Genomic DNA, 12,331 nt, shown 5'->3' with positions numbered 1-12,331 from the left:
CCACAAATTCGGCAAAAAAAGCAGGCTATTTAAAATCGTCTCGGTTATCCGTTTTCGACTCATCTGAGTTTACTGGTGGCTTAGTCAAGTAAAGTTCCGTAAGTATGCTAACAAAATCAACGTTCACACAAAATCGAGTGCTGAGAAACCTGTTCATCAGCACGTTCCTTTTCTCACTTGCCGGTTGCCTGCCTACCCCAAGCGCAACCAAACAAACCAGCCGATCGGTCCAGGTCATTAGTGAACACCTGACATTGGGCAATCCCAGTCAGGCTACAACCATCGACGCCGACAATTACCTGGTGTTGAAACCCCAGTTTGCGCTGAGTTTCAACCGCGGCCGGGGCATTGCCAATTGGGTAAGCTGGCACCTGAGTCCTGAATGGAAAGGCGACGCTGCCCGTACCAAAACTTTCCGCCCCGATCCTGATCTGCCCGCCGGGTATTCAACGGTTCGGTCGAGTGATTACGAACGTACAGGCTTTGATCGCGGCCACCTGTGCCCATCCGAAGACCGGGATAATAGCCCTGCCGATAATGCGGCTACATTCGTCCTATCAAACGTCGTGCCGCAAGCGCCGAAATTCAACCGGGAAACGTGGAAGTACCTGGAAGAATTTGCCAGAAAGCAGCTTGATACAGGCAATGAAGTGTATATAATGGCTGGAACAGGCGGGTCGGGCGGTACGGGTGAGCAGGGAGAAGCCAGCAGTTTGGCCAATGGCAAGATTACGGTTCCCGCCGCTCTTTGGAAAGTATTGCTGATTATGCCGAACGGAACCGACGATTTGAACCGCATTGGTCCTAATACGCAGGTCATTGCTGTTTATATGCCAAATCAGCAGGCAACGGCCGAGCGGCGGTGGGAGAGCTATCGATTGTCTGTCAACGAATTGGAAAAGCGCACCGGCCTTCGCTTCTTCACCAACCTACCCGCCGATATTCAGGTAGCCCTGAAAAAACAAACAAGCGGCGGGCTTTGACGTACCACGGACTTTAGTCCGTTTTTATAGAAAAGCTACAGTAAACGGACTGAAGTCCGTAGTACGTACCTAAAGTGATTTCCGCACGGTGAGTTGAAACGGATTTTTGATTTGTCCGGTCACTTTGCCCGTTACCAGTTGCGCGGCGGTGCGGCCCATTTGGGCGAAATCGGTGGAGATAACCGTGATCCCATCCAGCAGGAGTTCTTTCAGTGGTGTTTCGTTGTACGACAGAATACCCACTTCACGGCCAACCTGATACGGTGTTTCTTTAATCTTTTTAATCAGCGTTACCAGATCTTCCTCCATCAGGTTGATGTAGGCGCAGTCGGGTATAATATCGGCCGCCTCAATGTTGGGAGTGACCAGCCCCTGAAAACCATATTCGGCGCAGAACCGGTGAAACCCCGCCAGAATGCCTTCGGGATGATACGTGTAGTCGGGAAACAGAATAGTCAGCGTGGCGTATTTACGAAGCAGTGGTAAAGCACTGACAAGCGCCTGTACCAAATCATTTTCAAAATCCTGATACACCGCCGAATAACGCCCGGTTAGTCCATTGATAAGCTTGTCCATTACCACCAGCTTATGCTTGGGAAGGGTATTAATCAGGTCTACCGCTCGTTCGCCGCCTTCGTAGAAATGTGGAATAACGACGTAGTGCGTATAGCCATGCGCGTGGTTGGGCAGGATAGTTTTAAATAGCCGAAAATCGTTATTGTAGATAAAAAAATCGATGGGAACATCGGGGCCTAGTTCATCGATGAAGGCGTCGTAGATGATCTTCTTGTGGGCGCTGAGTTTGTTGAAGAACAAGAATACTTTCAACGCCCGGTTAATCTCCAGATCACTGATGTATGAGCCTTTCCCCTTGGTTGACTCGATCACTTTTTTCTCTTTCAGCAGATCATACGCCCGTTCCACCGTTCGCTTCGACACGTCGAATTCGGCACATACCTCGAAAATGGACGGTAGTTTATCCCCCGGCAAAATGTCCTTATTCCGAATACCTTCTGTAATGGAGTTGTAGATCTGAAGGTATTTGGGTGTACTCGAAAAGTCGTTGATCGCGATCTGCTGCAGCATTGGCTAATGCACCGAACCAGAGAGGTGCTACCACAAAAGTACCGCATTCACGGCCGCATCAGCCAATCAGCTTTATTCATTTAGGATAAATACGGTCAATCCGCGGGCACCGTGCGCACCTATTACCAGACTTTGCTCAATATCGGCGGTCTTTGACGGCCCGGAAATAAAGGTTCCAAAACCCGTAGCTGCTACGTCGATTCGGCGGTAAGCCTCGTGCATATTAGCCACTAAATCAGCTTGACGAATCACAATGGCGAGGTATTGTGTAATCATGGGCAACGCCCGCAAGGCGGTTGGGATTTGCCGTTCATCGACCCAGATAGCGGCATTTTCGGCCACCCCCAGCTGACCACCAATAATAGCCAGATTCAGGCCAGCCAGATCGTGTGGATCGGTGATGGTGCTTAGATCAACATCGGCCAAATCGGCCAGTTCAGGCAGGGATGTTCCGATATTGACCACGTCGGCATATACCTCGCGCAGGTACGTGGCAATGGCAGCATAGTTGGGTACGTTCACCGCCAGACCACCCACAAAGGTTAGCACCTCGGCAAACTGAGCCTCCAGATCCGGGTACGTTGTTTGAAAGGTAAACTGCTCAGGCAATGGTAATCTGTCGGGCTGGTTGGCGCGAATAGCGGCCAACATGGTGTCTCGGGAAGCCATTTTTCAGTTGTAGCACCGAAGCTCCAGCTTCGGTAGTGTAAAACTAGCCTTGACTACCGAAGCTGGAGCTTCGGCGTTACTCCCCTCTCTTCAAGTACCAATCCCGGAAACTCTCGGTTGGCGGGGCAGGCATTTCGCGTTGATTATACCAGGGATTCAGGCCATTTTCGGCTACGATTGGCGCGAAACGCAACACACCCCGGCCTACTTTCCCAGCCATTCGGTATAAGCGGGGCGATTCGAGCACATTAGCCATTGTTTTCATCGCCAATGTTTTAGCGGCGGGTCCGTGCCCTTCCTGCATCAGTACCTGCCGCCACTTATAGAGCTGTTCGTGAATATCAATTTTTACCGGACACACATTGCTGCACGACCCGCAGAGGGTACTGGCAAAAGGCAGATCAGCGTTTTTGCTCATATCCAGATTAGGGGCCAGAATAGAGCCGATTGGTCCGGCAATGGCCGTGTGGTAGCTATGCCCACCGCTACGCCGATACACTGGACAGGTGTTCAGGCAAGCCGCGCATCGGATACACTTCAGCGAATTCCGAAAATCGGGGCGGCCAAGTTGTCGGCTCCGGCCGTTATCGACAATAACCAAGTGAATTTGCTGTCCTTTCCGGGCTTTGTGAAAATGACTCGAAAATGTGGTGATCGGCTGACCAGTAGCCGAACGTGCCAATAGCCGAAGAAACACGCCAAGGTGTTCAGCCCGGGGAATGATTTTTTCAAAGCCCATACAGGCAATGTGCACGTCGGCCAGGTGTACGCCCATATCGGCGTTGCCTTCGTTGGTACACACCACAAACCCACCCGTTTCGGCTATGGCAAAATTCACTCCTGTCAAGGCTACGCGCCGGGTTAAAAAAGTGTCGCGCAGATGGAGCCGGGCGGCTTCGGTGAGGTATTGCGGATCGGTGGCGCCCGCTTCGGTGCCCAGGTGCTTGTGAAACGTGTCGCCCACGTCGGCCCGTTTCAGGTGAATGGCGGGCAACACAATATGGCTGGGTGCTTCGCCACGCATCTGCACAATTCGTTCGCCCAGATCTGAGTCAATAACGTCTACACCCTGCTCTTTCAGGTACTCGTTCAAATGGCATTCTTCCGTCAGCATCGACTTCGATTTCACCAGTTGATTGACCTTATTGTCTTGCAAGATCTGGTGAATGATGGCGTTATGCTCAGCAGCGTCGGCAGCCCAATGCACCGTAATTCCGTTTTTAACGGCGTTTTGCTCAAACTCTGTCAGCAAATCATGCATGTTCGACAACACATGATTCTTGATTTGCGAAGCGGCTTCCCGCAGGCCCTCCCACTCTGGAATCGACTGGGCGGCGCGGTCGCGTTTACTCCGGACAAACCAGAGCGTTTCATCGTGCCAGTCAACGCGGGCTTCGTCTTTATTAAAGATAACAGACGCTTCAGGGTGCGATTGAGTCGTTGACATACCTCTCTTTTTAGCTGAGTAACTCTGAAATATGCTTTACCGATACGTTGCTGTGCTGACGGCGAAGAATGCCTTCCATGTGCATCAGGCAAGAAACATCCACACCGGTGATCACATCGACCCGCTGCCGCAAATGGTCGGCAACGCGGTCTTTACCCATTTTGGCCGATACAGCCTCTTCAGTCACGCAGAAGGTACCGCCAAAACCACAACACTCATCGCGGCGGTCCAGATCCACTAGTTCCAACCCTTCAACCATTCGCAGCAACGTTTCGGGTTTAGAAATGCCTTGCTTACCCATTAACTCAGACATGGGCGAGAGATGGAGTCCCCGTTGTCCGTGGCAACTCTGATGTAGTCCAACCCGTAGTGAACGTACCTGATTTGGCGTGGGTAATGCTTGCACCTTCAACACGTCGACCAGAAATTCGGTGAGTTCGTAAACCCGGCTGCGAATGGCCAGCGCGTCGTTGTTGCTGGCGGCATCATGACCGTGCAAATGCTGTTTAATGTGGAGCGTGCAACTTCCGGACGGTGACACAATGTAGTCGTGACCGGCAAAGTTGCGAATAAAATTCTCGTCGCAGCCACCCGCCAAATGGGCATAACCTGAATTGGCCATGGGTTGTCCGCAACAGGTTTGGTTCAAGGGGAAATCGACGGTGCAACCCAGCTTTTCGAGCAGCATCAGTGTTGCTTTTGCTACCTGCGGATAAAACTGATCGACGTAACAGGGAATAAATAAGCCTATCTTCATGAATGGCGTAACCGAAAGGGTTTCTTATTTCCGCTAATCTGCCTGCGGAGCCGGATAATACGTTAAATCAATCAAATCAGAGGGAACTGGTCCCGCATTCCATTCGTCGTGAATAGCCAATGCCGCTCCCAGCGATGTAGCCTGCGCGACTGATGCCGCCCAGATATCGACGTCGGGGAAAGCTGCTGCCAGCAAATTCATGTAAATCGAATTATGGCTAAATCCTCCGTCAACGAAGATACGCGATATGGGCCCAACCGAATCGCCGGGAATCACCAGTGCCGTTGAAATGAGTTGCTGCGCCATCAGATCGAGCATCAACTGATGGTAGGCCGTTTCGTAATCGGGAAACAAAGTCAGGTCGCGCCGCACAAAAGCCGATTGGGTAAACGGCGGAATGGTGGCGGGTGGCGTCATGCCCAGCCACTCGTTGGCATGATCATTATTCGGTTCGGCTTCTATGGCGTGGGTACGTTGCAACTGATCAATGATGTCGGCATTGTAGCCCACCTGTTTGTAATACGACTCAGGTACGTTGAAATGGGCCGACAGCCGCTTTGTTTGCTGTTCGTGTTCGTTACCGGCAAATAGGCGCGATGCTTTTACCGGTTGGCCTTTATAAGTCAGGTAGCACAGGCAATCGTACTGCAACTCTTCAGCCGTTAGCGGATCGGTATTGAACGGGTTCATGCTGATACACCAGGTTCCGGTTGAAATAAGTACAAACGGCTCCCGGAACGACGCCAGATAGGGAATCAGCGCCGACGACGAATCGTGCAAGCCCACACCAACTTTCAGGGGTTTCCCGTCTACTAAAACCTTTTTAACGCTGTCGGAAGGTGCCAGAATCGACAGACAGGCATCCAGCCTCTCCTGTTTTACCCATTGATGATAATCGGCCTGCTGAAAATCCCAGAGCATAGTATGACAACCAATGCTGGTCACTTCGGCCACGGGCTCGCTGGTAATCAGGTAGCTCATATACTGGGGCAGGTGTAGCGCGTAGGCAACCTGCGAAAACAGATCGGCCCGTTCGTGCTTCAGCCGGTACAACTGAAGGCCCGAATTCAGGCTATCCAGAGCGGGCGAAGCCGTTTTGACCGATAACTGAGCGGTGGGGCCGTACTGTTCGTAAAATTGATCGCGAAGCTCGTCGGGGTAAGGCTTGAGGTAATTGGTCAGGCAACCTACCGTCTTGCCGTCTTTGTCTACGAAAACAAAGCTGGCTCCGTAGGTTGTGAAATTGAGGGCCTGTACATCGTATTCCGGCAGTTTCATCACGTCCTGCACGGCCTCTAATGCCCACCGGATCAGTTGCTCCAGATCTTCACAGGGATCACCGTCTTCATCAACCGTTTCGGTCAATTGCGTCGACCGCTCCCAGACAAGCTGGTACTGCCGATCAAAAAGGAATACCTTCTTGTTCGTCTTACCAACATCAATAACGGCGATTACGGGCGTTTGCATGATTTTTTTAGAAAGAAGAAGTAAGAGGTGAGAGTCGAGAAGCAAGACTTGCGTTGCTGATCAACCGTTTCTCAAGTAGCAGCGCAAGTCTTGCTTCTTGACTCTCACCTCTTACTTCTCAATTCTTGACTCTTAATTCTTAACTCTTAATTCTTAATTCCTTTAAAGTCCTGTGGCTACTGTTTTCAGGCCGCGTTCGCCGATGAGTTGGCCGCGCACGTCGAGTTGGCGAAATAAGGCGAGTGGATTCAGCGCTCCGCCTACCCGAAGCCGTGCTTCGGCTACCAGCGGACGAACATCGGTACGGAAGGCATCCTGCAACAATTCCTGCGCCCGCACCACGTCGTTGGCTTCACGAGCTTCTTCAAGCGCCGTGCGATCAACCAGAAGCGCCTGTGCGTAGGCCAGTTGAATGGCCTCTACCGACTGCAATAAGTCTTCGAGCGGATCTTTCACATTGTGACTGGCGTCGATCATCCAGCCGAGATCATCAGCGTGATTCATACCGCGCGCATCCATACCTTCTATCAGTTCGCAGAATATCAGGAACAGTTGGTACGGCCGAATGCTGCCCACCGTGAGGTCATCATCGCCGTATTTCGAATCGTTAAAATGGAAACCACCCAACTTTCCTTCCTGCAACAGAATCGCCACGATCTGCTCGATGTTGGCGTTAGGCAAATGGTGACCCAGATCAACCAGCGTCGATGCTTTTGGCCCCAGTTTGCTGGCGTATAGGTAGCTACTACCCCAATCGCCCACGGTCATTGAATAAAAGTTGGGTTCAAAAGCTTTGTATTCAACGAATACCTTCCAGTCTTCAGGCAGGGCGGCATAAATGGCGTGCAGGCTGTCGAGCGTTCGTGAGAATGCTTTGCGGAAGTTGAGCTGGCCAGGAAAACACGAGCCGTCTGACAGCCAAACCGTGAGCGATTTCGAGCCTAAGGCCACACCGTGCCTGATTACTTCGATATTGTGGTCGATGGCCTGCTGCCGAACCGCCGCATCGGCATGTTGCAGCGAACCGAACTTGTAGCTTAACGCCTGACCCGGCTGATCCTGAAACGTGTTGGAATTGACCGCATCGAAGCGCAGGCCAAGTTGCGCCGCCCGTTGCTGAATCGCGGCCACATCGCTGGGTACGTCCCAAGGAATATGCAGAGAAATGGCACCGCTACTTCGGTTCAAAGCGTGTAGCAAACCAACATCGTCCATTTTTTCTTCCAGCGAACGGGGTTCACCACCACCGGGAAAACGGCCAAAGCGGGTACCGCCCGTGCCGAGCGCCCAGCTTGGAATGGCGATCTGAAAATCGACAAGCTTCTGAATAACAGCCTCCGCGTTTTCGAGCTCCCCTGTCCACGGGGCCAGTTTACGTTGATGCCCGGCCAGCAAACCGGCGTTATGGTCTTGTAATTGAGTATGATTCAGGTTCATGGGCAGCTTGTAGCACCGAAGCTCCAGCTTCGGTAGATAAAGACAGTCGAAGAACTACCGAAGCTGGAGCTTCGGTGCTACTGGTCAACGTACAAACGCCATAGCAACGCCACCGTCGACGTTCAGCACGTTACCGGTTGATTTATTGAGCAGTCCACCAACGAAGGCGAAACAGGCGTTGGCAATATCGTCGGGTAGAATAACTTCGTTCAGCAACGTACGTTTGGCGTAATACGCGGGCAGTTCAGCCACTGTAATACCATACGCTTTGGCACGCCCTTCAGCCCAGCCACCAGCCCAAATGTTGGAGTCGGAGATGACCGCGTCGGGATTTACCGTATTGACCCGGATGTGGTCACCACCCAATTCGGCGGCATTCAACCGGCTCAGGTGCAGTTGTGCGGCTTTGGCCGAACCGTATCCTGCATTGTTTGGACCAGCTACCAGCGCATTTTTCGACACGATGTTCACAATATCGCCGCCCAATTTCTGCTTTCGCATAACGGCAACGGCTGCCTGAGTGACCATAAACTGGCCTTTTACCAGAATGTCATATAACCGATCCCACTCTTCGATGGTATGCTCGGCAATGGACCGTGAAATGCTGATACCGGCATTGTTCACCACAATATCGACCCCGCCAAACGCCAGACAAGCGGCATTGTAAGCCTGACCAATACTGCCTGCATTGGTTACGTTTAGCGTAGTTGTCGACACAACGTCGGCACCGAATGCCTTTACAAATTCGGCTTTCGAGGCGTCGAGGCGATCCTGATCGATGTCGTTCAGAATGACACAGGCTCCTTCCTGCGCGAATTTTTTAGCAATAGCTTTACCGATACCGCCGCCGCTACCCGTTACAAGCGCAATCTTGCCCGAGAGTGGTTTGGGCTTCGGCATCCGTTGCAGTTTTGCTTCTTCCAGCAACCAGTATTCGATATTGAACGCTTCCTGACGGGGCAACGACGTATACTCTGAAATGGCCTCGGCGCCACGCATTACATTGATAGCGTTGATATAAAATTCGGCGGCTACGCGAGCGGTTTGCTTGTCTTTGGCAAAGGTGAACATACCCACACCCGGCCACAGCAAGACCACCGGATTCCGATCACGAATGGCGGGACTATTCGGGTGTTTGCACGTGTCGTAATAGTTCTGATACATGGCCCGGTAGGCATCAAAAGCCGGTGTAAGCCGGGCCTGAATGGCGGCCGTATCGCTTACATCTTCATCGGGGGCCAGGTCAAGTACTAACGGGCTGATTTTTGTGCGCAGGAAGTGGTCAGGGCAGGACGTACCCAACGGAGCCAGCCGCGACAGGTCGTTCGAGTTTGTAAACTCCAGTACGCGCTCATCATCGGTGAAATGACCGATCATATGGCGTTCGCTGCTGCATAGACCACGCAGGATGGGGGCTAGTTGAGCGGCCTGTTGTTTCCGTGCCTCTGGAGTAGCACTCTCCATCCGTTGTCCGCCAAAAACAGGCCGGGATACCGTATCACCTTTTTTGCCCGTCTGTGATTTGATGTACTCGGCACAGCGCTCCACCACTTCCAGCGTATTTACATAGCTTTCATAGGCCGTATCGCCCCAGGTAAACAGGCCGTGCGAGCCCAGCATGATACCGCGAAGCTGAATGCCATTGGCGGCGTTTTCTTCCAGGCAGTTGCGGAGTTGAAGGCCCAGATCAAAACCTGGTTTTTGCCACTCGACCCAGCCAATCTGACCGTCGAACAGGTCATGAGTAATCTGTTTTCCGTCCTTAGCGGCGGCAATGGCAATAGCGGCGTCAGGGTGCAGGTGATCGATATGCGCAAAAGGCAGAAATCCATGCAGAGGTGTATCGATCGATGGTGCTTTAGAGGCCAGGTCGTACAGACAGTGATTGAAAAGTTCAACCATTTCGTCTTCCTGCTCAATGCCCCGGTAAATGCCTTCCAGACTCCGCAGCCGGTCAACATAAAGCGCCGCCAAACCAGAGCGGGTGAGGGTGCCAATATCGCCGCCTGAACCTTTTACCCACATGACTTCAGTGGCTTGTCCGGTCAGCGGGTCGTTGGCCATCGCTTTGCACGATGTATTGCCACCGCCATAATTGGTCAGCCGCAGGTCGGCACCCAACAGGTTTGAGCGGTAAATCAGCAGCGCAACTTCCCGGTCGTAAGAGGTACCATTGGCCGATGCGTTGTCAGCCAACTGGGCGGCTTTAGCCTCGTCCCAGAGGTAGCTAACGTGATTGAAGACGTGAGTGTGGTTAAGCATGCAGCTAACTCGATGTGTTACTTTGAAAGAAGATTCAACACAAACGTACCTACTGCCTTCACACTTAGTTTCCTCCTCCTCCCTACTGTAAAAATGCAAAAAGGTCTGCCTCCCGGTTAGGAAACAGACCTTTGCGCTAGTTATCTGACTGACTTACAGTTGCGGAATCCGTAGTACCTGACCAGGATATATCAGATCGGGGCTCTTCAGCATCGGCTTGTTCGCCTCGAAAATAACGCCGTATTTCATGGGGTCGCCATACACCTTCTTCGAGATAGCCGACAATGTATCGCCTTCCTCTACCGTGTGGAACTTGGCGTCTGGCTCTGGACTGTCAACAACCAACTGGTTGTCTACCACCGTTACACCTTCTACGTTACCAACAGCCAACGCAATTTTCTCAGCGTCTTCCTGCTTGGCTACCTGCCCTTCGATGGTTACCGTATCACCCTTTGTTTTGATAGTCAGCTTCTGGAAGGGAAGGCCCAGTTGCTTCACGTGGTTCAACAAAGCACTAGCCTTCAGCGGCTCCGGATCAGCAGCGGCGGGGGTTGCGGCAGGTGTTTCTTCGCTCTTACCGAAGACTTTCTCACCAACACCTTTGAAAAAACTTATCAGACCCATGTGTGTACAAAAAGATTAAGTGTGAAACATTAGTTTAATACAGCCGCAAACAACGCGTTTTCGCTACACAAACCAACACGTAGACGAGCTTATTGTTCTGACGTCACTCAGATAGGGCCAATAGATTCTCTTCCCAGCCCCGTTGAAACCTATTTAACGCGCCAAACGCCCCGAGAGAGTACATTACTTTTGCATGAACAATCATTATTATTTTCATACAATTTCTTAACGTTTATGAATTTCCGCTTTATTCATCCCATGCGCTGGCTCGCTCTGGCGGGTCTTCTGACCGGTACGGCCGGCTGTTACGAAGACGATCGGCCTCTGGTTCTCGATCCTGTATCGGCGGGAACGGCCAATTTTTCCAGGTACGTTGCCGTTGGCAATTCGCTCACCGCTGGCTTTGCCGACAACGGACTTTACCGGGAAGGGCAGCTTAACTCCTACCCTAACATTCTGGCCCAGCAATTCAGGTTGGTTGGTGGGGGCAGTGTGTTCAATCAACCATTGTTTACTGCCGACCAAGCCAACGGCACGGGTTATCTCAAACTGACCAGTCTCCCCACGGCGGCATCGGGCGGGTTGCCCGTGACGGCGCAGGTTGCTCCGCAGGCGGTGCGCGGTCTGGTCAACGGTCGGCCATTGCTGACCAAGTATGTGGGTCCACTCAACAATCTGGGCGTGCCCGGCATTCGCATGAGCGACACGCAAACGCCTGGTTACGGGTCGGCGGCGGGTAACCCCTATTTCGAGCGGTTACTTCCCGAAACAACTCCCCTACGTACCTATCAGCAGTTTGTAGGCGACAACCTCACCGACGCTACGTTTTTCTCGTGTTTCATGGGCAACAACGATGCGCTTGGTTATGCCACTTCCGGTGGCGTTACGCCCTTTACGCCTACGCCCCTGTTCACGGCAAATTATAACGCGTTGATGAACACACTCAACGCTAACGGCCGGCAGGGTGTGGTGATTGGTATTCCCAAGGTGACCACGGCCGCTTTCTTCCAAACCGTAACGCTGGCCCAGATTCTGGCGCGGGTCACTGCTGCCGTGCAAGCCGCTAATCCGGGTGCTCCGGCCGTACAAGCTCTAATTATTCAGTCTCCATTGGCCACGGGTGGCGTTCGGGCCACTAAAGCCGGTGATTTGCTCCTGCTGACTCAGCAAGCGGCTTATGGCACTATCGGACGCACCGACGTTGGTACCAGGGTGGGACCATACGGTTTATCGGCAACCAATCCGCTGGCAAACGAAGTAGTACTCGATGCTGAAGAGGTGGCGGCGTTAAACGCCAAAATCGACGAGTACAACGGCATTATGAAAGCCGAAGCAGATACCCGCAACCTGGCTTGGGTCGATATTACGCCCTTAACCAACCAGCTTTCGTCAACGGGTTTCGCGCAGAATGGAGTCACCTTCACCCTGGGCTACATTTCGGGCGGTGTCAGTAGTCTCGATGGCGTGCACTTCACACCCGCGGGCTATGCGCTTCTGGCCAATGAAATCATTAAAGGCATCAATACCAAATACGCTGCCTCTATCCCACTTGTAGACCCCACGCGTTACCGCAAAGTGCTGGTTCAACCATAAACCGGC

General features: G+C 52.4%; 10 protein-coding genes. 2 read left to right on the top strand and 8 right to left on the bottom strand.

Annotated elements, in window-relative coordinates; all coding sequences use genetic code 11:
- The first annotated feature begins 104 nt into the window (after positions 1 to 104).
- Positions 105 to 983, top strand: coding sequence for a DNA/RNA non-specific endonuclease (locus ACAW87_RS03910; RefSeq protein ID WP_370721837.1), 879 nt, complete (start codon positions 105 to 107; stop codon positions 981 to 983).
- A gap of 69 nt (positions 984 to 1,052) precedes the next feature.
- On the opposite strand, the gene ACAW87_RS03905 is transcribed toward ACAW87_RS03910, so the two are convergent.
- The 8 genes from ACAW87_RS03905 to lysM form a co-directional block, all read right to left on the bottom strand.
- Entirely contained in the window at positions 1,053 to 2,069 is a 1,017-nt protein-coding gene (locus ACAW87_RS03905) for a GntR family transcriptional regulator (protein WP_370721836.1), read from the bottom strand.
- A gap of 72 nt (positions 2,070 to 2,141) precedes the next feature.
- Positions 2,142 to 2,738: a LutC/YkgG family protein gene (locus ACAW87_RS03900; protein ID WP_370721835.1), complete on the bottom strand. Its 597-nt coding sequence runs from the start codon at positions 2,736 to 2,738 to the stop codon at positions 2,142 to 2,144.
- A gap of 76 nt (positions 2,739 to 2,814) precedes the next feature.
- Positions 2,815 to 4,185, bottom strand: coding sequence for a lactate utilization protein B (locus ACAW87_RS03895; protein WP_370721834.1), 1,371 nt, complete (start codon positions 4,183 to 4,185; stop codon positions 2,815 to 2,817).
- Between the two features lie 10 nt (positions 4,186 to 4,195).
- Positions 4,196 to 4,942 (bottom strand): (Fe-S)-binding protein, encoded by a 747-nt coding sequence (locus ACAW87_RS03890; RefSeq protein ID WP_370721833.1) that lies wholly within the window; start codon positions 4,940 to 4,942, stop codon positions 4,196 to 4,198.
- A 33-nt stretch (positions 4,943 to 4,975) separates the two neighbouring features.
- Positions 4,976 to 6,409 carry an FGGY-family carbohydrate kinase gene (locus ACAW87_RS03885; RefSeq protein WP_370721832.1) on the bottom strand — a complete coding sequence of 478 codons (1,434 nt, stop codon included), beginning with the start codon at positions 6,407 to 6,409 and terminating at the stop codon, positions 4,976 to 4,978.
- A 162-nt stretch (positions 6,410 to 6,571) separates the two neighbouring features.
- On the bottom strand, positions 6,572 to 7,846 hold the full coding sequence (locus ACAW87_RS03880) for a sugar isomerase (protein WP_370721831.1): 1,275 nt from the start codon (positions 7,844 to 7,846) through the stop codon (positions 6,572 to 6,574).
- A gap of 84 nt (positions 7,847 to 7,930) precedes the next feature.
- Positions 7,931 to 10,108, bottom strand: a complete 2,178-nt coding sequence (locus tag ACAW87_RS03875; protein ID WP_370721830.1) for a bifunctional aldolase/short-chain dehydrogenase — start codon at positions 10,106 to 10,108, stop codon at positions 7,931 to 7,933.
- A 153-nt stretch (positions 10,109 to 10,261) separates the two neighbouring features.
- Complete coding sequence (gene lysM, locus ACAW87_RS03870) at positions 10,262 to 10,732, bottom strand: peptidoglycan-binding protein LysM (RefSeq protein WP_370721829.1); 471 nt, start codon at positions 10,730 to 10,732, stop codon at positions 10,262 to 10,264.
- Between the two features lie 234 nt (positions 10,733 to 10,966).
- Here lysM and ACAW87_RS03865 point away from each other — a divergent pair, with 234 nt between their 5' ends.
- On the top strand, positions 10,967 to 12,325 hold the full coding sequence (locus ACAW87_RS03865) for an SGNH/GDSL hydrolase family protein (RefSeq protein ID WP_370721828.1): 1,359 nt from the start codon (positions 10,967 to 10,969) through the stop codon (positions 12,323 to 12,325).
- The last annotated feature ends 6 nt before the right edge of the window (positions 12,326 to 12,331 follow it).

Source organism: Fibrella aquatica (assembly GCF_041321135.1).
In the GTDB taxonomy this organism is placed as follows: Bacteria; Bacteroidota; Bacteroidia; order Cytophagales; family Spirosomataceae; genus Fibrella; species Fibrella aquatica.
The sequence above is the reverse complement of the archived record's forward strand: the minus strand, read 5'-3'. Positions and strand labels throughout refer to the sequence as shown.

Coding starts and splice junctions, on each gene's coding strand:
- ACAW87_RS03905 (WP_370721836.1), bottom strand. CDS start 2,069: ATGCTGCAGCAGATCGCGATCAACGACTTTTCGAGTACACCCAAATAC.
- ACAW87_RS03880 (WP_370721831.1), bottom strand. CDS start 7,846: ATGAACCTGAATCATACTCAATTACAAGACCATAACGCCGGTTTGCTG.
- ACAW87_RS03890 (WP_370721833.1), bottom strand. CDS start 4,942: ATGAAGATAGGCTTATTTATTCCCTGTTACGTCGATCAGTTTTATCCG.
- ACAW87_RS03900 (WP_370721835.1), bottom strand. CDS start 2,738: ATGGCTTCCCGAGACACCATGTTGGCCGCTATTCGCGCCAACCAGCCC.
- lysM (WP_370721829.1), bottom strand. CDS start 10,732: ATGGGTCTGATAAGTTTTTTCAAAGGTGTTGGTGAGAAAGTCTTCGGT.
- ACAW87_RS03865 (WP_370721828.1), top strand. CDS start 10,967: ATGAATTTCCGCTTTATTCATCCCATGCGCTGGCTCGCTCTGGCGGGT.
- ACAW87_RS03910 (WP_370721837.1), top strand. CDS start 105: ATGCTAACAAAATCAACGTTCACACAAAATCGAGTGCTGAGAAACCTG.
- ACAW87_RS03875 (WP_370721830.1), bottom strand. CDS start 10,108: ATGCTTAACCACACTCACGTCTTCAATCACGTTAGCTACCTCTGGGAC.
- ACAW87_RS03895 (WP_370721834.1), bottom strand. CDS start 4,185: ATGTCAACGACTCAATCGCACCCTGAAGCGTCTGTTATCTTTAATAAA.
- ACAW87_RS03885 (WP_370721832.1), bottom strand. CDS start 6,409: ATGCAAACGCCCGTAATCGCCGTTATTGATGTTGGTAAGACGAACAAG.